This is a genomic window from Salinicola sp. DM10, assembly GCF_017306975.2.
Lineage (GTDB): Bacteria > Pseudomonadota > Gammaproteobacteria > Pseudomonadales > Halomonadaceae > Salinicola.
Map to the genome: position 1 here is coordinate 193,501 of NZ_JAFLEN020000004.1, position 23,087 is coordinate 216,587.

Consider the following 23,087-nt stretch of genomic DNA (forward strand, 5'->3'; position numbering starts at 1 on the left):
CGGTGGCGGGCGCAGAGTTCTTCACTCAGATCAGTCGCGCGGGGCGTCGTCGGTTCGGGCGGTCGAGGCGTCATCCGCGGCGTTCGGCTGGGCGTCGGTACAGTCGAGCCAGAACGGGAAGAAGTTGAACCACTGCAGCGGGGTGTTCGCGCACTGGCGCGTGAGCCAGGCGACGTAGCGCTGCATGGCGTCGCCGATCCAGGCGTCGCGCTGGCGGCGGCCGAGCCGCTGGGTGTCGTCGAAGGTGTCGAACTCGACCCGGTAACCGTCGCGATGGCGGAAGCAGCCGATGGTGTAGATCGGGCAGCGCAGCAGGCTGGCGAGCCAGAACGGTCCCTCGGGGAAGCGCGCCGGGTGACCCAGAAAGGACAGCGTGCGCGCCCGCCCGCTGTCGCTGATCGGCACCCGGTCGGCGGCGATCACCACGAAGCCGCCCTCGGCGATGCGCTGGCCGAGCTGCATCGCCGTCGATGGCGTGATCTCGCTGACCTCGATGATCTCGGGGGGATTCTCGCGATGGGTCGAACGCGCCAGCACGGCGTCGAACTGCTGGGCGTTGCGGGTATGCATCAGCAGGGTGGCGCGGAAATCCTCGCGCATGTCGCTCATCGCGGTACAGATTTCCATGTTGCCGACGTGAGAGACGAACATCACGCCGCCGCGGCCGCTGGAAACGGCATCGAGAAAGCGCTGACGCGCCCCCTCGGCGAATTCGACCCGGGGCGGAATACCGCTCCAGGCGTCGATCTTGTCCATCAGGCTCTGCCCGAAGCTGCGGAAGTGGCGCAGGCTGAGCCAGGTGAGCCGCCGGGGCGGAGCCCCGTGGAGATGGCGCCAGAGCCTGACCAGATAGGTGTGCGAGGCGCGCCGGTGCAGGCCGTGGGCGACATAGAAGTAGGCGATCACCAGGGTCAGCATGAACTGGAACGGCAGCCGGCCGAGGTGGCGGCGAATCCACACCATGGTGCGCACGCCGGCGGCGCTGCCGGACTCGCGAATCCGTGACCAGTGGTTGGGATTGCTGCTGGCGGGGGTCATGAGGGGGCTCCCAGGCGGCGGCGAAGCAGGATGGGCAGACGGATCAGCATGCCCAGCAGCAGGCGCGCGTGCATGCCGGCGAGCAGCAGATTGTCGCGCCACAGGGCGAAGTGGGAGACGCCGTCCAGCGGATAGCGGACTCGCACCGGCAGATTCTCGACCCGCCCGCCCTGCCAGTACCAGCGCACCGGCAGCTCGCTGTCGAACTGCATGCGGTCGCCGCAGGGGTGGCGTGCGACCAGGCGGTTGACCGCCGCGACCGGGTAGAGCTTGACCCCGCACATGGTGTCGCGCAGCGTCAGCGACAGAGTCGCCAGCCATACCAGCCCATGGGTGAGATAGCGCGAATAGAAGCGGTGCTTGGGCACGCTTTCATCGAAGCGCGGATAGCCGATGCGCAGAATCTCGTCGGCGGCGTCGAGACCGGCGACGAAGGGTGGCAGGTCGGCGGCTTCGTGCTGGCCGTCGGCATCCACCTGCAGCGCATGGGTGAGCCCCAGCGCCTCGGCATGGGCGAGCCCGGCGCGTACCGCGGCGCCCTTGCCGCGGTTGTGCGGCAGGCGCACCAGGGTGGTCGCCTCGGCGCGTGCCAGCTCGTCGAGCAGCGCCGCGCACTCGGCGTCGCTGCCGTCATCGACCAGGATGATCGGCAGCCCCAGCGCCTGGAGACGGGCGAAGGTCTCCCCGATCGCGCCGGCGTGGTTGTAGACCGGAATCAGCACGCCGATCCGGGCCGGCGTGGCGTGTGCATCAAGCGACATGGTGGCGCTCCGTGAGCGTGAGGCGGCCGCTGGCGTGCTGACCGCGCGCGCTCTCGCAGGTGATCATCAGGCTCTCGCTCTCCTTGATCCGCCGCCGGGCCAGCGTCAGGCGGAAGCGGTCCCCCGGCAGTAGTGGCTGGGGGAAGCGCAGACGCTCGAGCCCTGTGAAGTCCGCCTCGAGCGCGAACAGGCGCCGCGCCAGTTGCATCGCCCAGTGGACCAGAGTGACGCCCGGTACCACCGGCTGGGCGTCGAAGTGGCCATCGACATAGTGGCAGTGCTCGGGGACCTCCAGGGTCACCTCGATGCCGTCTTCCAGTGCGCGTTCACCCAGCCAGCGCGGCGCGCGGCGGTCGTCGAGGTCGGCGAACAGGCGCTCGCGCAGCGTGGCGGTGAGCTTGCCCTGGGCGTTGGTCGGCCAGGTCTCGACGAAGCGCCAGTAGCGCGGCAGGGCCGGCGTCTCGAAACGCTCCGCCAGCGCGCGGCGCAGGCGCTTGACGGTGGCGCGGTGGCTGGCGTGGTCGTGGGGGAGGTGGTGTGATTCGAGCTCGACGATCGCGCCCAGGCGCAGCTCGCGCCGGTTCAGGGTCACGGTCTGCGCCCGGCGGACGCCCTCGAGCTCGCCCAGCGCGCGATCCATGGCGGTGAGCGAGAGGCGCTTGCCGCCGATCTTGACGATGCGATCGGCGCGTCCGAGCAAGCGAAAGCCGCCGTCCGGCTCGAAGGCGATACGGTCGGCCTGGCGCTGCCAGGTCTGCGGTTCGGCCAGATGCGGCGAGCGCAGCCACAGGCGCTGCTCGCTGTCGCTCTCGATGGCGAGCCCGGGAAAGGCGCGCCAGGTCTCGCCCTGCTGCTGCACGCGCCAGGCGATACCGCCGGTCTCGGAACTGCCGTAGACCTCATGCACCGGGCTGCCCAGCAGCGCCAGGGCGAGGTCGCTGGCCGCACGTGACAGCGGCGCCCCGGAGCTGTAGATGCGCCCTTGAGCGGCGCGCACTGTGAGCCAGTCGAGGGTAGCGGGTAGCCGCGAGAGCGCCGGCGGTGCGCTGACCAGCGCTGCCTGCAACTGAGCCTCGGCGCAGGCGGCGAGCCAGGCGTGCAGGGTCTCCGGGTAAGGGCAGGGGCGGGTGGCGAAGGGCACCCCCTCGGCCAGCGGCCGCAGGATCAGGAACAGCAGCCCGTAGATGTGCTGGTGGCTGACCTGACCGATCACCAGGTCTTCGGTGTAGGGCCATAGCCTGTGCTGGGTGGCGAGTTCGGCATCGAGCTGGGCGAAGCGCTTGTCGAGGCGCTGCGGCTCGCCGGTGGAGCCCGAGGTGTAAAGGGTCACTGCGATCGCCGGCAGCGGCCGGTGCGACCACTCCGGGTCGCGATCGGCTCCGGCGCGCGCGCCGCCGGCCAGGGTGCCCAGCGGCAGGCCCGAGTCGCGCAGCGCGGCCAGGGTGGCGGGCTGGTCATCGGCGGGCAGGATCGCCTGCTCGCCGCGCTCCCAGATCGCTACCAATGCGGCGCTGAACTCCAACGGGTCGGGATCGAACAGTAGCCAATGGCCACTGCCATCGGTATGGCTCGCGAGCAGTGCCTGCCAGGCGCCGATACGCTGACGCCAGGCACCCACGCTGATCCAGCCGGCGGCACTATCGGTAGGCGGGTGCCAGGCGACACACGCGTCAGCGTCACGTTCGCGCCAGGGGCGCGCCTGGAGTTCAAGATGACGCATGCGGCTCCTCGGCGTGGCGTTTCTTGACCCGCTGGCGGATGACCCACTCGCCGGCGAACATCGCCAGCATCAGCGCATAGGCGATACCGCCGTTGTACCAGGTCCACAGGGTCATGTCGGCGTAGAGCGCGGTGGCCAGGGCCAGTGCCCCATTGACGGCGAAGAACACGCACCAGGCCTGGGTCACCCGGCGGGTATAGCGCACCGCATGAGGCGGCAGGTCCGGTTCCTGGCGGCGTGCCAGACGCTCGATCAGCGGTGGTGGGTGGCGCAGGCCGTGGGCAAACAGCATCAGCAGCGCCAGGTTTAGCGCGAACGGCCACAGCCGCAGGCCCAGCTCGGCGCTATTGGTGAACAGCACCAGCGCCAACAGCGGCAGCAGGCCCAAGCCCCAGCGGCGGTGGGCGGCAGGCAGCCGCCACCACGCCAGCGCGGCGAGCGCCAGTAGCAGCGGCCAGGCACCGAGGCGCGGCAGCAGGGCGTGCACCACGAAGGGCCAGGCCAGACCTAGCAGTGCCGCCAGACACCAGAGCAGGCGCTGCGGCCCGGTGCGGCCGCGGGAAGGGGAGATCACGGCCGACGCCTCAGCTGACGCGGCGCGCTTCGACCAGCGCGGCCAGGCTCCTCAGGTTGGCGAAGTGCTGACGTGACGACTCGGCATCCGACTCCAGGGTGATGCCGTAGCGCTTCTGCAGCGCCAGGCCGAGCTCCAGGGCGTCGATCGAATCGAGCCCCAGACCCTCGACGAACAGCGGCTCGTCGGGATCGATATCCGCGGGGGTGACGTCCTCGAGCTCCAGGGTCTCGATGATCATCTCTTTGAGTTCTTGTTCCAGCGCTGTCGTGGTCATGATCTTGCTTTCCTTGTCACCAGTGTCCTTGCCACCATCATCTTCGCGGGGCCGCGCGTGGCACGCGCCCCCGCCCTGCGGCCGGTTCTACGCCGGCCTGTACGCGTCGGGGCGACGCGTGGTACTGCTCATTCGTTCTCAGCTCTCCGCTCTCAACGACAGCGCCGGGCGCCTTCAGGCGTCCGGCGCGAGTGTCCAGGTGCACCCGGCGAGCGGGCAGCTCAGCGGCACGCGCCGCTGCATCAGCCAGTCGATCACATCGAGCGGCTGCAGCGCCTCGCCGGTGGATTCGGGAGTCGCCGCTAGCGTGAGACGTCGCGCCCCCGGCGTGGGCGTGGTGCCCAGTACCATGGCCACCGCCGCCGCTGGCGTATGCGGGGCGAAGTCGGCGAAGCGTGCCGGTACCGGCTGGTCGCCGAACACCACCAGCAGGCGTTCGCTGCCGTCGCTGAGATACCCCAGCGCCTCGGCCATCAGCGCCGCCCACTCCGCGCCGCTGGCGGCCACCGCCTGCTGGCTGCGGCGATTGCCGCTGGCGATCGAGTAGACACCGATGATGGCGTTGTGCACCGACAGGCCGAAACGCGCCGGCGACAACGGCTCACCGGCATCGATGGCGTAGAGCATCTCCAGCGTGCGCTCGCCGTCGCCGTGACGTGAGGCGTGCAGCACATCCAGCTCGGCCGCCGGGTCGAGCGCGATCAGCATATCGCATACGGCGCGGCCGATCAGATTGAGGCGGCGGCGCAGCATCGACGGGATTGCCGTGCCGGCGGGCTTGGCGCTGGTCTCCAGGCGCGCCTCGCCAGCGGCATCGCGGTGCGGGGTCCAGCCTCGCCACTCCTGAACGAATAGCTCCGTCATGCGCGGTATCGACAGTCCTGGTCGTAAAAACGAGCGTGAAAACGAGTGTTACATCCGTGTCACGGATCGACGCATCATAACGGAAAATGCGTCAGGCTCCGTGCAAGGTTTATGCATTTGCGCGGCGTGCGGGGATCAAGCGGGGCGTAAAGCGCCGGGCCTAGGCCCGGCGCGCCCGGGAAGGACGATTCCGCGGGCCTGGCAAGCCTACCCTCAGTCGTCGCGTGCCGACTTGATCTGAGTTAACAAACGGGTGGCGCCGGTCCGGCACGCCGCCAACCGAACGATCCCTTTGTCTCTCCGCCACGGCACCCGCTGCGATGGCCGGCTGCATAGTCAACAGACAACCTTAAATTAGTGTTGTCTGCGATCCGCCAAGCCTACGCATGCCGATGACGCTTGCCAACCCGAGCGTAAAAATGTTGTACAAGGTTTTTACGCGGTGCTACCATCGTCTAGGTAAACTTAGAGATCAGGAAGATCTCATGCGCTGGAAGCGCACACGCCAAGGATGGCGTGCCGCCGCAGGGAAGCGCGGCAAGACGGCAAGTTGCGATGCCGGCGAGTGAAGGGTTCGACCCGATAGGTTCTCTTGGATGCCCGGCTTCTCGCTGGGCATTGTTTTTTTGTGGGGTCGCCGTCGGGAATCACTCCCGTCCTTCGTCCCAGCTCAGCGGCTGCACGGATCGTCGACCGGCACCTCGCGCGGGCGGAAGCGCCGGGCGGCGGCGTCGACCGCGATGTTGAGCCCGGCGGTGATCAGCAGCAGAAAGAGTGCCTGATCGAACATCAGGTATTGGAAGCTGGAGTCGATGTAGAACCCCAAGGTGGCGACGCCGAGCATGCCCAGCAGGGCGGTCTCGCGCAGGATCACTTCGGCGCGGTAGCACAGCAGTGCCAGCAGGTTGGGATAGAGCCGCGGCAGTAGCTCGTAGGCGTAGCGCCCCGAGGCCGGCAGCCCGGGCATGCCGGGAGTGAGGCCATCGGCGTGGCGCGCCACCAGGAAGGCGATCAGCGCGCCGTTGTGCAGCGCCAGTGCCAGCCACGCCGGCAGCATCGATGGCCCCAGCAGAAGCAGGAAGACGAACGCCAGCATCAGCTCCGGGGTCGAGCGCACCATCACCAGTGCCAGGCGGCCCAGCCCGCGGCTGGCGCGGTTGCCGAAATGGCGACTGGCCAGCGGCCACAGCAGCAATGCCAGTACCAGACTTCCCAACATCCCCATCAGCGCCAGCAGCAGGGTGTTGCCGATTGCCGGCAGCAGATCCGGCATGTCGCGTACCCAGGCCAGCAGTCCCGTCAGATCGCCGGCGAGCAGCGGTGCCGGCCACAGATCGTGGCTGACGAAGCGCCACAGCAGCGCACCATCGACCTCGGGCAATGGTCCGAGCCAGTAGAGCCCGGCGATCAGCAGCAGCGGCAGCAGGCGGCGATGCCCCCACCAGTGCAGCGTCGCGATCAGCAGATAGAAGATCCACAGCAGGGCCCCGGCTTCGCCGAAGCGGCCCTCGCGAAAGGCGCTCTCGAGGTAGAAGCCCAGCGTCGGCAGGCCGACGAAGCCGAGCAGTACGCTGGCGCGCATGGCGCACTCGAAGCGGTAGCGGGTGTAGCTCGCCAGGCGCTCCCACACCAGCGGCAGTTCGGCATAGATGAAGCGTGACACGCGGCCGGTGCCGGCGGGCAGTGCAGCCGAGGGCGCGCGCGGGGTCAGCTCGAGGATCTCGGCGTAGACCTTGGCGAAGATCCCGGCATAGGGGATCGCCAGCGCGGCCAGTGCAGTGACCGCCGAGAGCCCGAACACTTGCAGGAACAGCAGCGCCCAGAACAGCTCGTGGATCGCGCGGACAAAGGCGCACAGCGCGCGCAGTGTGCGTGACCGCGGGAAGACCAGTGCCAGCGGAAACCCTAGCAGCGCGCCGAGGAAGGTACCCCACAGCGCCACGCTGACGGTGAGCGCGATGGCGTGGAGCGGGTTCTCCAGGGCCAACCAGTCCGGCCAGGCCAGGCCGCGGGCCATGCGCCAAAGCTCCGCCCAGGGGTCGGCGGCGGTGATCTCGAGGTCGGCCAGCGGCAGCAGCAGCAGACACAGTGCCACCAGCGCCAGCGAGCGCCGGGCGAGGATGAGGCCGGGGCTGTCACCGCGCAGCCAGCCGGGTGCCGCGCTCATGCGGAGGTGGCGGCGCTGATCGAGGCGGCCGCGGCGTCGGGGTAGAGCGCGTCGAGATCGGCCAGAGTGAGCTCACGGCTGGCGGCATCCAGCTGAACCTGGCCGTCGCGCAGCCCGATCACCCGGTCGAAGTGGCTCAGCGCCAGACGGTGCTGATGCAGCGCGATGACGCTGGTGGCGTGCTGGCGCTGGATCCGCTGCAGCAGACGCAGGGCCTGATGCGGGTCGACGCTGGCCAGCGGCTCGTCGCCCAGGAAGACCTCACGCTGCTGATAGAGCGCGCGGGCGATCGCCACGCGCTGACGCTGCCCCCCGGAGAGACGCTCCACCGGACGGCGCAGCAGGCCGTCGAGGCCGAGCTCGGCGCACAGCGCTTCGACCGCCTGCCAGGCGTCGCGATTCGGCCGCAACAGGTTGAGCAGGTTGGCCAGGGCGCCGTGGCGCTCCAGCCGGCCCATGTAGACGTTGTGGTAGACCGAGAGCAGCGGCACCAGGCCGTGGCTCTGCGGGCACCAGGCGGCGTGCGGTTCGAGCCGGGCGCGGATCGCACTCAGCAGAGTCGACTTGCCGGCACCGCTCTGGCCCAGCAGCGCCACCTGCTCGCCGTGTTCCAAGGTCAGCGACAGCCCCGGCAGCACGACCCGGTCGGCGTGCCCCAGGTCGTCACCGTCGAAGCGAAGGAGCGGCACGCGGTCTCAGCGCAGCAGGCCGATCGACTCACCGACCTCTTCGATCGGCGCATAGTCGGCGTTGCTGGCCGGGATGAAGCCGGAGCGCGGGAAGCTCTCGAGCAGGGCGGGGTCGGTCATCTCGAGCAGCGCCTTCTGTACCTTGGCGCTGAAGCCCTCGCCGTAGCGCGCGTCGACGTCGCCGCGCACGGTCCACTGATAGTCGGGGTAGGTGGGCGACTTCCAGATCACTGCGACCTTGTCGGTATCCACACGGCCATCGGCCACCGCTGCCTGCCATACGGTGAAGTTGACCGCGCCGACGTCATAGGTGCCGGACTCGACCAGCGCGATGGTACGCGAGTGGTCGCCGGAGAAGCCGACCCGCGAAAAGACCTTGTCGGGGGCTGCATCGAAGCGCTGGCGGATGAAGTGCTCGGGCATCAGTCGCCCCGAGGTCGAGGTCTTGGCGCCGAAGGTGAAGCTGTGTCCGCGCACCGCCTCGGGCAGCGCCGTCTCGGACGGGGCGATGTCGGCTTGCGTGTTGGCGATGAAGTAGCTGCGGAACTCGGCGTCCTCCTTGCCCTGGGCAATGGCCTGGGAGCCGGGTACCAGGCGGCGCGCCTGAACCCCTGAGAGGCCACCGAACCAGGCCAGCTGTACCTGGTCGTTGCGGAAGGCGGTCACCGCCGCGCCGTAGGAGGTCACCGGCACGTACTCGACCTCGACCCCGAGCTTGTCCGAGAGATAGTCGGCGACCTTGGAGAAGCGCTCGACCAGGCGCGACTGGTCCTCGTCCGGAATCGCGGTGAAGCGGAAAGTATCGGCTTGCGAGACGCTGCCGACCAGCATCAGGACCAGAGCGAACAACCAGCGCATGGCGTTACCTCGAATAGGGGGAGTCGAACAAGACTTGTCATTGGGCAGGCGCGGTCGCGGGTCAATAACCTGCGACCGCGCCTCGGCACTCATGATAAACGCTTTTGCCGCCGACCTTTAAGATATCGCGGCCTGCCCTTCACTCCTTGGCGGGCGGGAACTTGGTCGGGCGCAGGCTCTCCTTGATCTTGCGCAGATGCGGCAGGAAGGACTTGCCGCGGCGCAGCGTGACGCCGGTGGCCAGCACGTCGATCAGCGCCATGTGAATCATGCGCGAGGCCATCGGCATGTAGACCTCGGTGTCCTCGGCCAGGTCGACCGGCAGCAGGTCGGTGCACACCTCGGCCAGCGGCGAGCTCTCGCGGGTAATGCCGATCACCGTGGCGCCGCTCTCGCTGGCGAGCTGGGCCACCTCGACCAGCTCGCGGGTGCGCCCGGTGTAGGAGATCACCACGATGACGTCGCCGGTGTGGGCGGCGGCGGCGATCATGCGCTGGGTCAGCACGTCGTTGTGCGCCGCGACCGGCAGATTGAAGCGGAAGAACTTGTTGTGAGCGTCGAAGGCGGCAGGCGCCGAGGCGCCGAGGGCGAAGAAGTTGATCTGCCGCGCCTGCGAAAGATGATCGACCACGCGTTCGATGCGCTTGGGGTCGACCGTGCGCCGTGCTTCGTCGAGGGCGGCGATGGTCGCACCGATGATCTTGTCGGTGTAGGCGCCGGCGTCGTCGTCGCTCTCCACGCTGCGGCTGACATAGGGGGTGCCGCCGGCCAGACTCTGCGCCAGCTGGATCTTGAAGTCGGGATAACCCTTGGTGTCGAAGTTGCGGCAGAATCGGTTGACGGTCGGTTCGCTCACCGTGGCAGCCTGTGCCAGAGTGGCTATGCTCATGCCAATCGCGGCATCGGGGTCGCGCAGAATCACGTCGGCGACCTTGCGTTCCGATCGGTTCAGCTCGTCGATCCGCGTTCGGATCCGGGCGATGAGATCGTGGTTGGCCATGCTAGCGGTGAGTCTCCTGGCAGCGGGGCGTGCCATCACGGTTTGACACAAACCCTGCATCCTAGCCCGCGGCGCCGGTGGCGCCAAGCGATGCCGGCCGAGCGCGCCACCGCAAGCGGTAAGTGAGTGACCGAATCCGCCGCCTTCGCGCGCACATGATGCGCAAGTCGCGTGTCAACTCAGCCCGGAATGGCGTATTTTATTCGTAAATTAACCACACAAGCGGAGGGAGGCAATGTCTCGAGAGGCAACGCCCAATGTGGATCTGGCGCTGTTCGGGGCGCTGGGTGATCTGGCGCTACGCAAGCTCTACCCGGCGCTCTACCATCTCGACCGGGATGGTCTGCTGGGCGAGCAGACGCGCATCCTCGGCCTGGCCCGACGCGAGCACGACGCCGACAGCTTCCGCGACACGGTGCTGGGCATGCTCAAGAAGCGGGTCAAGCCGAAGGAGCAGGATCAGGCCTGCATCGATCGCTTCCTGGCGCGCCTGGACTACTGCCAGCTAGATTTCGACACCGTCGAGGGCTATGAGCAGATCCGTGACTGGCACGCCCGCAGCGCCGATGACACCTGCCCGCTGACCATCTATCTGGCGGTGCCGGCCAGCATCTACGGCGCCATCTGTGCCAATCTGGAGCGCAGCGGCAGCCTCGACGACACCTCGCGCGTGGTGGTCGAGAAGCCGATCGGCTACGACCTCGCCTCCTCCCACGAGATCAACGACGCCATCGGCTCGGTCTTCCCCGAGTCGCGGATCTACCGCATCGACCACTATCTGGGCAAGGAGACGGTGCAGAACCTCATCGCGCTGCGCTTCGCCAACCCGATGTTTGGCAACCAGTGGAACCAGAGCCAGATCTCCCACGTCGAGATCACCGTGGCCGAACAGGTCGGTATCGAAGGGCGCTGGGGTTACTTCGACAAGGCCGGCCAGCTGCGCGACATGGTCCAGAACCATCTGCTCCAGCTGCTCACCATGCTGGCCATGGACCCGCCGGCCAACCTCGACGCCGACGCCATCCGCGACGAGAAGGTCAAGGTGCTCAAGGCGCTCAAGCCGATCGAGGGCGAGGCGCTCAATCGCCATGTGGTGCGCGGCCAGTACGTCGCCGGTGCCATCAACGGCGAGAACGTGCCCGGCTACCTGGAAGAGGAGGACGCCAACACCTCGAGCACCACCGAGACCTTCGTCGCCATGCGCCTCGAGGTCGCCAACTGGCGCTGGGCCGGCGTGCCGTTCTATCTGCGCACCGGCAAGCGCATGCCGGAGAAGCTCTCGCAGATCGTCATTCACTTCCGTCAGCAGCCGCACTACATCTTCGATCCCGACCAGCGCAATCTCGCCGCCAACAAGCTGGTGATCCGGCTGCAGCCGGAAGAGGGCATCGCGCTGCAGGTGCTGACCAAGGATGGCGGACTCGACAAGGGCATGCGCCTGCGCCCCGGCCCGCTGCACCTCGACTTCAACCACGCCTTCCCCAAGGCGCGTATTCCCGACGCCTACGAGCGTCTGCTGCTGGAAGTGATGAAGGGGCAGCAGTATCTGTTCGTGCGTCGTGACGAGATCGAGTACGCCTGGAAGTGGGTCGACCAGTTGATCGACGGCTGGGAGAAGCGCGATATTCCGCCGCGGCGCTATCCGGCGGGCTCCTGGGGGCCGGTGGCGTCGATCGCCATGATCACCCAGGACGGGCGCTCCTGGTATGAAGACTACTGACAGCGGTCGTGACCGCCTCGGCGCGCAGCTCGCCGAGGCCGCCGCGGCTGCGCTTGCGAGCGATCTCGCCAGCCAGCCGCGGGTGCTGCTGGTGCTCTCCGGTGGCACCACGCCGACGCCGTTCCTGCGCAGCCTTGCCGCGCAGCCGCTCGACTGGTCGCGGGTCGATATCACCCTGACCGATGAGCGTTGGGTCGACGCCGACCACCCGGACAGCAATGCGCGCCTGCTGCGCGAAACGCTGCTGACCGGGCCCGCGGCCGCGGCGACCCTGCATCCGCTGACCAGCGACCACGCCACGCCGGAAGAGGGCGCGGCGAGCGTCGCCGCACGTCTCGATACCCTGCCATGGCCGGCCAGCCTGGTGGTGCTGGGGATGGGCGGTGATGGCCACACCGCGTCGCTGTTTCCCGATAGTCTCGAGCTGGGGCTGGCCCTTTGCAGCGACGAAGCGGCGGTGGCAGTGCGCGCGCCCAGCGCCAGTCATCCCCGTCTTACGCTGAGTGCCGCGCGTCTGCATGCCGCCCGGCGCCACGCGCTGCATATCGTCGGCGACGCCAAGCGTACGGTGCTGGCGCGGGCGCTCGCGGGGGACGACGTGCGCGAACTGCCGATCCGGGCCTTTCTGAGCTGCCCGCTGGCGATCTACTGGGCGCCCTGAACGGGGCGCCGATGCTCGGGGCTCACCGACTACCGGGCACCCGTCACCGATCATTCAACGAGGAACCTTGTCATGTCATCCGCCCCCCATCTCCTGCCGCAGGCGCAGACCGATCGTCTCGATGCCATCTGTCGCGCCACCTCGATCATCCCGGTGCTGGTGATCGAGCGTCTCGACCACGCCGTGCCGCTGGCGCAGGCGCTGGTCGACGGCGGTCTCGACGTGCTCGAGATCACCCTGCGCACCGACTGCGCGGTGGAGGCCATGCAGCGCATCCGTGAAGCCCTGCCGGAAGTCACCCTGGGTGCCGGCACCGTGCTCGGCGTCGAGCAGTACCGCATCTGCGAGGAGCTCGGCGTCGACTTCGTGGTCACCCCGGGCACCACGCCGGCGCTGTTCGAGCACGGCATCGCCAGCGAAGTACCGCTGCTGCCCGGGGTGGCCACGGTCTCCGAGGTGGTCACCGGCTGGGCGCGCGGCTATCGTCGCTTCAAGTTCTTCCCCGCCGAGGCCAATGGCGGCGCCAAGGCGCTCAAGTCGTTCGGCGGGCCGCTGCCCGAGGCGCTGTTCTGCCCCACCGGCGGGGTGACCGTGGACAACGCCGCCGACTATCTGGCGCTGCCCAATGTGATGTGTGTGGGTGGTTCGTGGATGGCGGCCAAGGCGCTGATCGACCAGCAGGACTGGGAAGGGATCACGCGCCTGACCCGCGAAGCGACGCAGCGCTATCCGCGCTGAAGTGGTGCTGTCGTGCTGCGCACTTGCAGGCGTGGCGCGGCGCCCGATCATGATAGAGTTGGGGTTTGACTTGCCTGGAGCCTGAACAAGTATGTCACCCCCTCTGGATGCCGAGTCCGGTATCGACAGCGAGCAGAAGCTCGGCGCTCGGCTCCGCGCGCTGCGTCAATCCCGGAAACTCTCCATCAGGCGGCTCGCCGAACTCAGCGGCGTGACGCATCCTTTCATATCGATGATCGAGCGCGACCTCAGCAGTCCCTCGATCAGTTCTCTCAAACGAATCTTGGATTGCCTGGGCGTCACGCTCAGCGACTTTTTCTCGGCTTCGGAACCCGCGGCCGACAGCGCTCTCAAGCGTCCCGTCTTTTACCGTGCCAGTGACCTGGTCGAACTCGCCGATGGCAAGTTGCTCTCCTACCGCCAGGTGGGCGCTCATCTCCAGGGCGCTGCCATGATGATTCTCCACGAGCGCTACGAGCCAGGCGCCGATACGGGAGCCAGGCCCTATCAGCACGAGGCCGAGGAGGGCGGTATCGTCGTGGAGGGAAGATTGGAGCTCACGGTCGATGGCGACGTCCGGGTGCTCGAGACCGGCGATGCCTACTATTTCGACAGCCGCTTGCCGCATCGCATGCGTAACCCCTTCGATATCGTCTGCGTGGTCGTCAGCGCCGTGAGTCCGCCGACCTTCTGATCCGCATCCCCATTCTTGTGGTCGATCTCCTCGATCGAGCCGGTTGCACCACCGGCTCGATCGATCATCGGGCGTGCCCAATAGTAAGACTTTGGTCTGGGTTTCCTGTGATTGACATGCGTCATGATTGGTAAATATATTTATCGGTAATAATGTTTACCAATTCATCGCATGGTTTAGGAGTCTTGCATGTCGCTGTCTTTCGTCGATGCCAACAAAGTGACCTACCTCAAGCGGGCCGAAGCCGAGCAGGAGAGTGCTGGGGCCGAACTCTCGGCGACCGTGGCCGGCATACTCTCGGATGTCAGGGCGCGAGGGGATGCGGCCCTGACGGACTATTCGAAGCGTTTCGATGCCATCGATATCGATCATTTCGAGGTGAAGCCAGAAGAGAAGATCGCTGCCGTCGAGGCTCTGGATGCCCAGACTCGCCGCGATACGCAGTTTGCCATCGAGCAGGTTCGTCGGTTTGCCCAGGCGCAACTCGACACTCTCAAGCCGCTGGAACTCGAAACGCTGCCGGGGGTACACCTGGGACATCGCCATATCCCGATCTCGACGGTGGGCTGCTACGTTCCGGGTGGGCGCTATCCGCTACTGTCGGCCCCCATCATGTCGTTGGTGCCGGCCACGGTGGCGGGGTGTCGGACCATCGTGGCCTGTCTGCCGCCGGGAGCGCATGAATCGATGGTGGCGATCAGTCATCTGGCTGGTGCCCACCGTATCTTCCGTATCGGTGGTGCACAGGCGATTGCCGCGATGGCATATGGCACCGAAAGCGTTCCCGGCGTCGACAAAATCATGGGGCCGGGCAACGCGTTCGTGAACGAGGCCAAGCGCCAGGTCTTTGGCACGGTCGGTATCGATGCGCTGGCCGGCCCCAGTGAAATTTTCACGATCGCCGACGATAGCGCGAACCCCCGTGTACTGGCTGCCGACCTACTGGCCCAGGCCGAACACGATCCCCGCACCCGGCCGGGCCTGGCGACCACCAGCGAGAGAGTCGCGCGCGAGACGATCGCCGAGGTGGAGAAGCAGTTGCAGAGTCTGTCCTCGCGCGAAATCGCCGGTGAAGCGTGGCGGCGACGTGGCGACGTAGTGGTATGCGAGGACGAGGAGACGCTGATCGCTTTCGCCGACTTCATGGCCACCGAACACCTGCAGATTCAGACCTGTAATGCCCAGGCGCTATTGCCGCGGTTGACCAACTACGGGTCTGCCTTCATCGGTGAAAACGCCAGCGTGGTGTTCTCCGACAAGTGCTGTGGAACCAACCATACCCTGCCGACGATGGCGGCAGCGCGCTACACCGGTGGGCTATGGGTCGGCACCTACCTCAAGACCTGCACGCATCAATGGATAGAGCCAGACGGTATCCAGGCCATCGCGCCGTCCGCCATTCGCCAGAGCCTGACGGAACGCATGGAGGGGCACGCACGTGCTGCGGCGTTGCGTCTCTACCCCGAACGCACCGATGACATTCTGTCCGGAAACCTCGAGGAGGTTGTACGTAACGCCTAACCCGCGCCTGGTTGGCTCGATCGGCCCCAGGCTTTGACACTAACAATAAGCTTGATCGTCACTTCCGGAGGTTCCATGGCGACATCATCACAAGAATTAAGAAAGCTCGAACGCACGCTGACCCTGCCGGCCGTGGTCGTTCTCGGCGTGGCCTGGGTCACGCCACTGATCGCGCTGGCCACTATCGGCATCATCATCGAACTCTCCAACGGTACCGCCCCCACGGCCTATTTGATCACGTTGCTGGCAATGATCTTCACGGCCTGGAGCTACGGTCGCATGGCGTCGGTCCACTACCAGAGCGCCGGCTCGGCTTATACCTATGTCGGCGTGGAGATGGGGCCTCGGTTGGGCTTCCTGACCGGATGGCTGATTCTGCTGGACTACTTTTTCATCCCCCTGGTGGTTTGGCTGATCGGTGCGGCCTATCTGGCCGCGCAGTTTCCCGCCGTTCCGTTGGGCGTCTGGATCGTCGCGTTCATCGTCCCCACCACGGTGCTCAACATAATCGGTATCAAGATCGCGGCGAAGGCCAACTACCTGCTGGTGGCTTTCCAACTGCTAGTCATCGCGATCTTCGTGGCACTGAGCCTTGCGCAATTCGCCGGCCAGGATACTGGCGCGACGCTGCTGTCACCCTTTTTCAACCAGGGCACTACCTTGGCCGCGCTGGCCACGGCGGCGGCGGTCGCGGCCTACTCCTTCATCGGTTTCGATGGCTTGACCCTGTTGACCGAGGAGACCCACGACCCCCGCCGCACCATTCCTCGGGCGATGTTGATCGTGGTGGCATTCTTCGGTGTACTCTTCGTCGGTGTCGCCTGGGTGAGCCAGTTGATTCATCCTGGTGCGGACTTCGCCAATGTTGACTCGGCAGCGTTGGAGCTCGCCCGCCTGGTCGGCGGCCACCTGTTTGCCGCCATCGTGCTGGCCGGGCTCATCGTCGGTCAGTTCGCCTGCGGACTGGCGATCCAGGCCGGGGCATCGCGCCTGCTTTTCACCATGGGACGAGATGGCGTGCTGCCCCGTTCGCTGAGCTATCTGGCACCTCGGTTCAGAACGCCGGTCATTGGCATCGTCTTGATCGGTGCGACCGGACTGGTCGGCCTCTTCATGGACGTGACGACGTCGGCGTCGTTCATCAATTTCGGCGCTTTCAGCGCTTTCGTCATGGTCAATCTCAGCGCCATCGTTCACTACTGGCGCCACCGACCGGGCAGCGGAGCTGGTGCGTTTCTCGGCTGGGTCGTGTTGCCATTGGCCGGTGCCATCGTCAACCTCTACCTACTGCTGAGTCTAGAGGTCGATGCCCGGATCATCGGCAGCATCTGGCTGGCGCTCGGCATCGTCTGGCTGGCGATTCTGACCAGGGGCTTTCGCCGTCCGCCCCCGCGCATGCAGCTGGAAACGGTCGATCGTCCCCAGGAGGACTCCCCATGACGACCACCCGCACTCTCGATATCGCACTGGCACAGTTCACCCCCGTGCCCCATGACGTCGATGCCAACCTGGCGCGGATGATGCGCACGATGGCGTGCTGTCGCGACGCCGATCTGATCGTGTTCCCGGAGCTGTTCCTCGGTGGCTACACCACCCAGCGTCTGTCGTCTCAGGCGATCGACGCCGACAGCGCGCCGTTGATGCAGCTTCGTGCGCACGCGGCGCGATACGATACGGCGATCGTCTTCGGTGCCGCCGAGCGATACCGGGGGGGGGTGGCCAATTCGGCATTCTGTATCGATCGCGCTGGCGCGCTGGCCGGCGTCTACCGCAAGACGCACCTGTTCGGTGACGAGCTCGAAGCATTCGTACCCGGTGACGAATGGGTCGTCGTCTCGCTCGATGGCCATCGCCTGGGGCTGATGATCTGCTTCGATATGGAGTTCCCGGAGATTGCGAGGGCTCTGGCCCAGGCAGAGGCCGAAGCGCTGGTGACCATCTCAGCCAACATGATGCCCTTTGGTCGGGATCATCACCTGTTCGCCTTGGCCCGGGCGGTCGAGAACTCGCGCCCTCATATCTACGTCAATCAGGTCGGTCGTGGAGAAACACTCGAGTTCACCGGCGGTTCGATGGCGATTTCCGTCGATGGCGAGACCTCCGCGTGCGCGGAGATGGCCGAGAGGCTGACGCGAACGACCTTGGAACTGCCGATGAAAAGCCGTGTGCGTCCCGACTATCTGGCGCTCAAGCGTGGTCCGCTCGAGGTGCGGTCCATCTGACTGGGTGTTGGGTCGCTCCTGGCTCGGGGGGGCTATCCGCAGAGCGTGATCGTCGACAATGCCGTGGTACGCTGGCACTGTTCAGCCCGTGACGCTCGATGGGGCGAGCCGGACCACCCCGGTAGCCCGTCCGCCGTGGATAGCCCCGAGCGCCATCCGAGCCGGCCACTAACCTTTCCGTCGAGGAGTGAGTTATATGAGTATGCCGCATGGCATCAGCAAGGGTCCGGGTAGCGACCAGCGTGTCGCGGTGGTCACCGGCAGTTCCAGCGGTATCGGGCGGGCGGTGGTGGAGACCCTGGCCGCCCGCGGCCAGCGCGTGCTGGCGGTGGATTTCAACCCCGAAGGCCGGGCTCTCGCCGAGGCTGCCGGGGCGCGCTTTTTCGAGGCGGACCTGACTGATGGCGCCCAGTGCCGCGGCGCCATCGACGCTGCGGTCGAGGCGTTCGGCGGGGTCGACATCCTGGTCAACAACGCCGGTATCCAGCACGTTGCCGATATCGCCCACTTCCCCGAGGAGAAGTGGCGCCAGATCCTCGATCTGATGCTCACCGCGCCCTTTCTGCTCACCCAAGCGGCGTGGCCCCATATGCAGCGCGGCGGCTGGGGGCGGATCGTCAACGTCGCCTCGATCCACGCCAAGGTGGCCTCGCCGGGCAAGGCGGCCTACGTCAGCGCCAAGCACGGCCTGATCGGTTTGACCCGCACCGCGGCGCTGGAAGGCGGCGAGCACGGTATCACTGCCAATGCCATCTGCCCGGCCTATGTGCGCACGCCGCTGGTGGAGAAGCAGATCGCCGATCAGGCGCGTCTGAACGCCATGGACGAGGCCGAGGTGGTGGAGAAGATCATGCTCGCCGGGGCGGCGGTCAAGCGGCTGATCGAGCCTGCCGAAGTCGCCGAGCTGGTGGCCTATCTGGTCTCCGACGGCGCGGCGGCAGTGACCGGGGCCGACTGGGGGATCGATCTAGGATGGACGGCCCGCTAGGCGCGAGAGCCTCGCGGGCCGCCGTGGGTCGGGATCAGCCGCGCTCGATCGCGGTGGCCACCCCCTGGCCGCCGCCGATGCACAGCGTGGCCAGCCCGTGCGCGACGTCGCGGCGCTGCATCTCGTAGAGCAGGGTGACCAGCACGCGCGCGCCCGAAGCGCCGATCGGGTGGCCCAGCGCAATGGCGCCGCCATTGACGTTGACCTTGTCGGCCGACCAGCCGAGCTCCTTGGCCACTGCCAGGGTTTGCGCGGCGAAGGCCTCGTTGGCCTCGACCAAGTCGAGCTGCGCGAGCGTCCAGCCGGCACGTTGCAGACAGCGCCGGGTCGCCGGTACCGGGCCGATACCCATGGTGGCGGGGTCGACCGCGGCGTTGGCACAGGCGCGGATGGTCGCCAGCACCGGCAGGCCCAGCTCGCGGGCGCGCGCTGCGCTCATGATCAGCAGCGCACTGGCGCCGTCGTTGATCGCCGAGGCGTTGCCGGCGGTGACCGTCCCCTCCTTGCGAAAGGCCGGCTTGAGCTTGGCCAGCGACTCGGCGCTGACGCCCTCACGCGGCTGCTCGTCACGTTCGACGACGATGGCGTCGCCGCGCCGCTGAGGCACTTCGACCGGAGTGATCTCGGCGTCGAAGCGTCCGGCGTCGCGGGCGGCCACCGCACGGCGCTGGGATTCGGCGGCGTAGGCGTCCTGGGCCTGGCGCGAGATCGCGTACTGTTCGGCCAGGTTCTCCGCGGTGATGCCCATGTGGTAGTCATTGAAGGCATCCCACAGGCCGTCCTGGATCAGGCTGTCGATCAGTTCGGCGTGGCCCATGCGCAGGCCGGTGCGCGCCTTGGGCAGCACGTAGGGCGCCAGGCTCATGTTCTCCATGCCGCCGGCGACGACGATCTCGGCATCGCCGCAGCGGATCGCCTGGGCCGCCAGATGCACCGCCTTGAGCCCGGAGCCGCATACCTTGTCGATGGTCATCGCCGGCACGCCGTCGGGCAGACCGGCTTCGATCGCCGCCTGGCGCGCGGTGTTCTGGCCCAGGCCGGCGCGCAGCACGTGGCCCATGATCACTTCGTCGACGCTGGCCGGGTCGATGCCGTCGAGCACCCGGCGGATGACCGTGGCGCCCAGGGTCACGGCGGGGACACTGGAAAGCGCTCCCTGAAAGCTGCCGATGGGGGTGCGTGTAGCGGCGACGATGACCGCATCGCGGTCGTGGTTGGTATCAGGCATGCTGTGTCTCCCGCTGGTCGATCAGTTCGCAGCCGGTGGCCTCGCGAATCTCTTCCAAGGTCACCTCGGGTGCCAGCTCGACCAGCGCCAGGCCCTGGTCGGTGACGTCCATCACGCCGAGATCGGTAATGATACGATCGACCACGCCGACGCCGGTCAGCGGCAGGCTGCACTCATCGAGAATCTTGTGTTCGCCCTTGGCGGTGTGGGTCATCAGCACCACCACGCGCTGAACCCCGGCGACCAGATCCATGGCGCCGCCCATGCCCTTGACCATCTTGCCCGGGATCATCCAGTTGGCCAGGTCCCCCTTGGCCGAGACCTGCATCGCGCCGAGGATCGCCAGATTGATCTTGCCGCCGCGGATCATGGCGAAGGACTCGGCGTTATCGAAGTAGCTCGAGCCGGGCAGGGCAGTGACGGTCTGCTTGCCGGCGTTGATCAGGTCCGGGTCGACGGTCTCCGCGGTGGGGAAGGGGCCGATGCCGAGCAGGCCGTTCTCCGACTGCAGCCACACCTCCATGCCCTCGGGGATATAGTTGGCCACCAGCGTCGGCTGGCCGATCCCCAGATTGACGTAGAAGCCGTCGCGCAGTTCGCCGGCGGCGCGTTGCGCCATCTCTTCCTTGTTCCAGGCCATCTCAGTTGCCCTCCCTCAGGGTGCGTTTCTCGATGCGCTTCTCCGGGTTCGGGTTGTGCACCAGACGATGGACGAAGATGCCCGGCAGGTGGATGTCGTCGGGGTCGAGGGCGCCGGTTTCGACGATCTCTTCGACCTCGGCGACGCATACCCGGCCAGCCATGGCAGCGAGCGGGTTGAAGTTGCGCGCGGTCTTGTTGAAGCGCAGGTTGCCGGCGCGGTCGGCGACCTGGGCCTTGACCAGCGCCACGTCCACCGGCAGGCCGCGCTCCATCACGTAGTGTTCGCCGTCGAACTCACGCACCTCCTTGCCTTCGGCGATCTTGGTGCCGTAGCCGGTGCGGGTGTAGAAGGCGGCGATCCCGGCACCGCCGGCGCGCAGGCGCTCGGCCAGGGTGCCCTGGGGGCAGAACTCGAGTTCCAGTTCGCCGGAGAGGTACTGGCGCTCGAACTCCTTGTTCTCGCCCACGTAGGAAGAGAGCATCTTCTTGATCTGGCGGGATTCGAGCAGCAGTCCCAGGCCGAAGCCGTCGACGCCGGCGTTGTTGCTGGCCACGGTCAGGTCGCGCTTGCCGCTGTCGCGCAGGGCCTGGATCAGCGCTTCGGGAATACCGCACAGGCCGAAGCCGCCGACGGCCAGGGTCATGCCATCCTCGATCAAGCCATCGAGCGCGGCCTGCGCGCTGGGGTAGCACTTGCCGCGTGGGCGGCGCTCTTGCGTTGCGGCGGTTTGGGTCATGGTGGGCCTCGGTGTGAGCGTTGGCGTTGTACTGTGCGGGTCATGACGACCTCGGTGTCTATGACTATGACCGCTCCCCACGCTGTTATTAAATTTATTTTCGCCGATAATTATCAAGGTTTTCTTATTAATGAGGCGTTTTGATGACCGTCAAGCAGCTCCGAGCCTTTCTCGCGGTGGCCCAGACCCTGAGCTTCGCCCAGGCGTGCGAGCGGCTGCATGTGACCCAGTCGGCGCTGAGCCTGGCAGTGAAGTCGCTCGAGTCGCAGCTCGGCGGGGCGCTGTTCTCGCGCACCACGCGCCAGGTGCGGCTGACGCCGGAGGGAGAAACGCTGCTGCCGCTGGCACGGCGGCTGCTGGCGGAGTGGGACGACGTCGAGGACGCCATGCGCCGACGTTTCCACCTGCAGCAGGGGCATCTGGCGATCGCCGCCATGCCGTCGTTCGCCTCCAACCGCCTGCCGCCGCTGATCGCCGCGTTCCGCCAGCGCCATCCGCGCATCGGCGTGACCATCCATGACGTGATCAACGAGCAGGTGGTGGAGATGGTGCTGACCCAGCGGGTCGAGTTCGGGATCGCCTTCGCGCCGCCGGCGCAGCAGGCGTTGGCCTTCACGCCGCTCTATCTCGATCGCTTCGTCGCCGCGGTGCCGCCGGATTCGGCGCTGGCGGCGGCAGGCGAGATTACCTGGGCGGCGCTGCTCGAGTATCCGTTCATCACCCTGCAGCGGCCGTCACAGGTGCGCGTGGTGCTGGAGCGCCAGCTGGCGCAGCACGGCCTGAGCCTGCCGGTAGCGTTCGAGAGCCACCAGCTGGCGACGGTGGGCCAACTGGTGGGCAAGGGGCTGGGCGTGAGCGCGGTGCCGGCGCTGTGTCGCGATCAGATGGAGGCGCTGGGGGTGCGCTGTCTGGCGCTCTCTGCGCCGATCGTCGAGCGGCCGGTCGGCGTCGTCACCCGCGCCGACCAGCAGCTCTCTTCCACCGCGAGCGCCTTTCACGCCCTGGTGGTGGGCTCAGGAGGGGAGGTCGTCGAGGTCTGAGCTGCCCGGCAGCGCGGCGAAAGCGCCGGCACGCATGGCAGTGAAGGCGCCGCAGCGGGCGGCGAAGATGAGTGCCGCTTCCAGTCGGGCTTCATCGGCGAGCCAGTCGCTGAGCGTCTCGCAGGTGACCTCGGCGCGCGACAGCGAAGCCAGCAGGCCACCGATGAAGGCGTCCCCCGCGGCGGTGGTGTCGACCGCCTTGACCTGGGGCGGCGACACCTGCAGCCGGCGCTCGGCGAGATACGCTTCCACCGGGCCGGGGCCGTCGGTGATAACGATCAGGCGCGTGCCGCGGGCCAGTCGGGCGCTGATCCACTCCTCTGCGCTACGTTCGCCGCGCAGTTGGTCGAGCTCCTCCCGCGACAGCTTGATCAGATGCGCGCGTTCGAGCAGCTGTTCGACCAGCGCCACATCGACCCGGCCCTGGGGCCACAGCAGCGGACGCAGGTTGGCGTCGACGCTGATCACGCAGCCGCCACGGCGCGCGATGCTGGCCAGATCCAGCGTGGTGCGGGCGATCTCGGTGTCGGTGAGGCTGTTGCTGCACAGGTGCACCAGCGCCGGCTCGGCAAAGATGCCCGAGGGCAGGTGTTCGCGACGGTAGAGCAGATCCGCCGCCGGCGGGCGATAGAAGTCGAACTGGCGCTCGCCCTCGCGATCGCGGGAGACGAAGGCGAGGGCGGTGCGCGCTGCACGCGTGCGCACCACGTGCTGGGTATCCACACCGTGGGTGTCGAGCGCCTCGACGATGAAGTCGCCGAAGCGGTCGTCGCCGATCATGCCCAGGAACACGCTGGGCAGGCCCTGGCGGGCGCAGGCCACGGCCGCATTGGCGGGCGCACCGCCGGCATAGGGGGTGAAGGTCTCGGGCCCGGTGTCGTCGCCCAGGCGGCTGGAGAGCATATCGACGAGGGCTTCGCCGAAGGCGATGATGGGGGTCATGGTGTT

General features: G+C 67.2%; 23 protein-coding genes. 9 read left to right on the plus strand and 14 right to left on the minus strand.

Features of this window, described 5'->3' with window-relative positions:
- Positions 1 to 30: 30 nt before the first annotated feature.
- The 10 genes from J0A90_RS15020 to hexR form a co-directional block, all read right to left on the minus strand.
- Entirely contained in the window at positions 31 to 1,038 is a 1,008-nt protein-coding gene (locus J0A90_RS15020; RefSeq protein WP_233076827.1) for a glycosyl transferase, read from the minus strand.
- Positions 1,035 to 1,799 (minus strand): glycosyltransferase family 2 protein, encoded by a 765-nt coding sequence (locus J0A90_RS15025; RefSeq protein ID WP_207031391.1) that lies wholly within the window; start codon positions 1,797 to 1,799, stop codon positions 1,035 to 1,037. Before J0A90_RS15025 ends, J0A90_RS15020 begins: the two co-directional genes overlap by 4 nt.
- Complete coding sequence (locus J0A90_RS15030) at positions 1,789 to 3,519, minus strand: AMP-binding protein (protein WP_207031389.1); 1,731 nt, start codon at positions 3,517 to 3,519, stop codon at positions 1,789 to 1,791. The genes J0A90_RS15025 and J0A90_RS15030 overlap by 11 nt, the downstream gene beginning before the upstream one ends.
- Positions 3,506 to 4,093, minus strand: coding sequence for a hypothetical protein (locus J0A90_RS15035; RefSeq protein ID WP_233076829.1), 588 nt, complete (start codon positions 4,091 to 4,093; stop codon positions 3,506 to 3,508). Before J0A90_RS15035 ends, J0A90_RS15030 begins: the two co-directional genes overlap by 14 nt.
- Before the next feature lie 10 nt (positions 4,094 to 4,103).
- On the minus strand, positions 4,104 to 4,370 hold the full coding sequence (locus tag J0A90_RS15040; protein WP_035476021.1) for a phosphopantetheine-binding protein: 267 nt from the start codon (positions 4,368 to 4,370) through the stop codon (positions 4,104 to 4,106).
- A gap of 174 nt (positions 4,371 to 4,544) precedes the next feature.
- Positions 4,545 to 5,234, minus strand: coding sequence for a beta-ketoacyl synthase chain length factor (locus tag J0A90_RS15045; protein WP_207031380.1), 690 nt, complete (start codon positions 5,232 to 5,234; stop codon positions 4,545 to 4,547).
- A 670-nt stretch (positions 5,235 to 5,904) separates the two neighbouring features.
- The gene (locus J0A90_RS15050; protein ID WP_207031378.1) at positions 5,905 to 7,401 is read right to left on the minus strand and encodes an ABC transporter permease; all 1,497 of its coding nucleotides are present in this window, start codon (positions 7,399 to 7,401) and stop codon (positions 5,905 to 5,907) included.
- Complete coding sequence (locus tag J0A90_RS15055; RefSeq protein WP_207031376.1) at positions 7,398 to 8,090, minus strand: ATP-binding cassette domain-containing protein; 693 nt, start codon at positions 8,088 to 8,090, stop codon at positions 7,398 to 7,400. The genes J0A90_RS15050 and J0A90_RS15055 overlap by 4 nt, the downstream gene beginning before the upstream one ends.
- Before the next feature lie 6 nt (positions 8,091 to 8,096).
- Positions 8,097 to 8,948 carry a putative selenate ABC transporter substrate-binding protein gene (locus tag J0A90_RS15060; RefSeq protein ID WP_035476025.1) on the minus strand — a complete coding sequence of 284 codons (852 nt, stop codon included), beginning with the start codon at positions 8,946 to 8,948 and terminating at the stop codon, positions 8,097 to 8,099.
- Between the two features lie 139 nt (positions 8,949 to 9,087).
- Complete coding sequence (gene hexR / locus J0A90_RS15065; protein WP_207031366.1) at positions 9,088 to 9,948, minus strand: transcriptional regulator HexR; 861 nt, start codon at positions 9,946 to 9,948, stop codon at positions 9,088 to 9,090.
- Between the two features lie 235 nt (positions 9,949 to 10,183).
- Here hexR and zwf point away from each other — a divergent pair, with 235 nt between their 5' ends.
- From zwf to J0A90_RS15105, 8 genes are all read left to right on the plus strand, one after another.
- Positions 10,184 to 11,668 carry a glucose-6-phosphate dehydrogenase gene (gene zwf / locus J0A90_RS15070; RefSeq protein WP_207031364.1) on the plus strand — a complete coding sequence of 495 codons (1,485 nt, stop codon included), beginning with the start codon at positions 10,184 to 10,186 and terminating at the stop codon, positions 11,666 to 11,668.
- A complete protein-coding gene (gene pgl / locus J0A90_RS15075; protein WP_207031362.1) occupies positions 11,655 to 12,329 on the plus strand; it encodes a 6-phosphogluconolactonase in 675 nt (224 codons plus the stop codon). Before zwf ends, pgl begins: the two co-directional genes overlap by 14 nt.
- A 72-nt stretch (positions 12,330 to 12,401) precedes the next feature.
- A complete protein-coding gene (locus J0A90_RS15080; protein WP_207031360.1) occupies positions 12,402 to 13,067 on the plus strand; it encodes a bifunctional 4-hydroxy-2-oxoglutarate aldolase/2-dehydro-3-deoxy-phosphogluconate aldolase in 666 nt (221 codons plus the stop codon).
- A 91-nt stretch (positions 13,068 to 13,158) separates the two neighbouring features.
- Complete coding sequence (locus tag J0A90_RS15085) at positions 13,159 to 13,761, plus strand: cupin domain-containing protein (protein WP_207031358.1); 603 nt, start codon at positions 13,159 to 13,161, stop codon at positions 13,759 to 13,761.
- 189 nt (positions 13,762 to 13,950) lie between these two features.
- The gene (gene hisD, locus J0A90_RS15090; RefSeq protein WP_207031356.1) at positions 13,951 to 15,282 is read left to right on the plus strand and encodes a histidinol dehydrogenase; all 1,332 of its coding nucleotides are present in this window, start codon (positions 13,951 to 13,953) and stop codon (positions 15,280 to 15,282) included.
- 75 nt (positions 15,283 to 15,357) lie between these two features.
- The gene (locus J0A90_RS15095) at positions 15,358 to 16,722 is read left to right on the plus strand and encodes an APC family permease (RefSeq protein WP_207031354.1); all 1,365 of its coding nucleotides are present in this window, start codon (positions 15,358 to 15,360) and stop codon (positions 16,720 to 16,722) included.
- A complete protein-coding gene (locus J0A90_RS15100) occupies positions 16,719 to 17,504 on the plus strand; it encodes a carbon-nitrogen hydrolase family protein (RefSeq protein WP_233076831.1) in 786 nt (261 codons plus the stop codon). The genes J0A90_RS15095 and J0A90_RS15100 overlap by 4 nt, the downstream gene beginning before the upstream one ends.
- A gap of 196 nt (positions 17,505 to 17,700) precedes the next feature.
- On the plus strand, positions 17,701 to 18,492 hold the full coding sequence (locus J0A90_RS15105; RefSeq protein ID WP_233076832.1) for a 3-hydroxybutyrate dehydrogenase: 792 nt from the start codon (positions 17,701 to 17,703) through the stop codon (positions 18,490 to 18,492).
- Positions 18,493 to 18,526: 34 nt separating this feature from the next.
- Here the strand turns inward: J0A90_RS15105 and J0A90_RS15110 are convergent, their stop codons facing one another.
- Genes J0A90_RS15110 through J0A90_RS15120 form a run of 3 tightly spaced genes read right to left on the minus strand, consistent with a single transcriptional unit; the run spans position 18,527 to position 21,099 of the window.
- Positions 18,527 to 19,720, minus strand: a complete 1,194-nt coding sequence (locus J0A90_RS15110) for an acetyl-CoA C-acetyltransferase (RefSeq protein WP_207031350.1) — start codon at positions 19,718 to 19,720, stop codon at positions 18,527 to 18,529.
- Entirely contained in the window at positions 19,713 to 20,360 is a 648-nt protein-coding gene (locus tag J0A90_RS15115; RefSeq protein ID WP_207031348.1) for a CoA transferase subunit B, read from the minus strand. The genes J0A90_RS15110 and J0A90_RS15115 overlap by 8 nt, the downstream gene beginning before the upstream one ends.
- 1 nt (position 20,361) lies before the next feature.
- On the minus strand, positions 20,362 to 21,099 hold the full coding sequence (locus J0A90_RS15120; protein ID WP_051896400.1) for a CoA transferase subunit A: 738 nt from the start codon (positions 21,097 to 21,099) through the stop codon (positions 20,362 to 20,364).
- Between the two features lie 143 nt (positions 21,100 to 21,242).
- Between J0A90_RS15120 and J0A90_RS15125 the strand changes: the two genes are divergently transcribed.
- The gene (locus J0A90_RS15125; RefSeq protein WP_207031346.1) at positions 21,243 to 22,139 is read left to right on the plus strand and encodes a LysR family transcriptional regulator; all 897 of its coding nucleotides are present in this window, start codon (positions 21,243 to 21,245) and stop codon (positions 22,137 to 22,139) included.
- Here the strand turns inward: J0A90_RS15125 and J0A90_RS15130 are convergent.
- Entirely contained in the window at positions 22,113 to 23,081 is a 969-nt protein-coding gene (locus tag J0A90_RS15130) for a carbohydrate kinase (protein ID WP_207031777.1), read from the minus strand. The two genes, J0A90_RS15125 and J0A90_RS15130, sit on opposite strands and share 27 nt — an antisense overlap.
- Positions 23,082 to 23,087 lie beyond the last annotated feature (6 nt).

Excerpts from the sequence above, each read along its gene's own strand:
- J0A90_RS15020 (WP_233076827.1), bottom strand. The coding sequence starts at position 1,038 with ATGACCCCCGCCAGCAGCAATCCCAACCACTGGTCACGGATTCGCGAG.
- J0A90_RS15025 (WP_207031391.1), bottom strand. The coding sequence starts at position 1,799 with ATGTCGCTTGATGCACACGCCACGCCGGCCCGGATCGGCGTGCTGATT.
- J0A90_RS15030 (WP_207031389.1), bottom strand. The coding sequence starts at position 3,519 with ATGCGTCATCTTGAACTCCAGGCGCGCCCCTGGCGCGAACGTGACGCT.
- J0A90_RS15040 (WP_035476021.1), bottom strand. The coding sequence starts at position 4,370 with ATGACCACGACAGCGCTGGAACAAGAACTCAAAGAGATGATCATCGAG.
- J0A90_RS15045 (WP_207031380.1), bottom strand. The coding sequence starts at position 5,234 with ATGACGGAGCTATTCGTTCAGGAGTGGCGAGGCTGGACCCCGCACCGC.
- J0A90_RS15050 (WP_207031378.1), bottom strand. The coding sequence starts at position 7,401 with ATGAGCGCGGCACCCGGCTGGCTGCGCGGTGACAGCCCCGGCCTCATC.
- J0A90_RS15060 (WP_035476025.1), bottom strand. The coding sequence starts at position 8,948 with ATGCGCTGGTTGTTCGCTCTGGTCCTGATGCTGGTCGGCAGCGTCTCG.
- hexR (WP_207031366.1), bottom strand. The coding sequence starts at position 9,948 with ATGGCCAACCACGATCTCATCGCCCGGATCCGAACGCGGATCGACGAG.
- zwf (WP_207031364.1), top strand. The coding sequence starts at position 10,184 with ATGTCTCGAGAGGCAACGCCCAATGTGGATCTGGCGCTGTTCGGGGCG.
- pgl (WP_207031362.1), top strand. The coding sequence starts at position 11,655 with ATGAAGACTACTGACAGCGGTCGTGACCGCCTCGGCGCGCAGCTCGCC.
- J0A90_RS15080 (WP_207031360.1), top strand. The coding sequence starts at position 12,402 with ATGTCATCCGCCCCCCATCTCCTGCCGCAGGCGCAGACCGATCGTCTC.
- J0A90_RS15085 (WP_207031358.1), top strand. The coding sequence starts at position 13,159 with ATGTCACCCCCTCTGGATGCCGAGTCCGGTATCGACAGCGAGCAGAAG.
- hisD (WP_207031356.1), top strand. The coding sequence starts at position 13,951 with ATGTCGCTGTCTTTCGTCGATGCCAACAAAGTGACCTACCTCAAGCGG.
- J0A90_RS15095 (WP_207031354.1), top strand. The coding sequence starts at position 15,358 with ATGGCGACATCATCACAAGAATTAAGAAAGCTCGAACGCACGCTGACC.
- J0A90_RS15100 (WP_233076831.1), top strand. The coding sequence starts at position 16,719 with ATGACGACCACCCGCACTCTCGATATCGCACTGGCACAGTTCACCCCC.
- J0A90_RS15105 (WP_233076832.1), top strand. The coding sequence starts at position 17,701 with ATGAGTATGCCGCATGGCATCAGCAAGGGTCCGGGTAGCGACCAGCGT.
- J0A90_RS15110 (WP_207031350.1), bottom strand. The coding sequence starts at position 19,720 with ATGCCTGATACCAACCACGACCGCGATGCGGTCATCGTCGCCGCTACA.
- J0A90_RS15115 (WP_207031348.1), bottom strand. The coding sequence starts at position 20,360 with ATGGCCTGGAACAAGGAAGAGATGGCGCAACGCGCCGCCGGCGAACTG.
- J0A90_RS15120 (WP_051896400.1), bottom strand. The coding sequence starts at position 21,099 with ATGACCCAAACCGCCGCAACGCAAGAGCGCCGCCCACGCGGCAAGTGC.
- J0A90_RS15125 (WP_207031346.1), top strand. The coding sequence starts at position 21,243 with ATGACCGTCAAGCAGCTCCGAGCCTTTCTCGCGGTGGCCCAGACCCTG.
- J0A90_RS15130 (WP_207031777.1), bottom strand. The coding sequence starts at position 23,081 with ATGACCCCCATCATCGCCTTCGGCGAAGCCCTCGTCGATATGCTCTCC.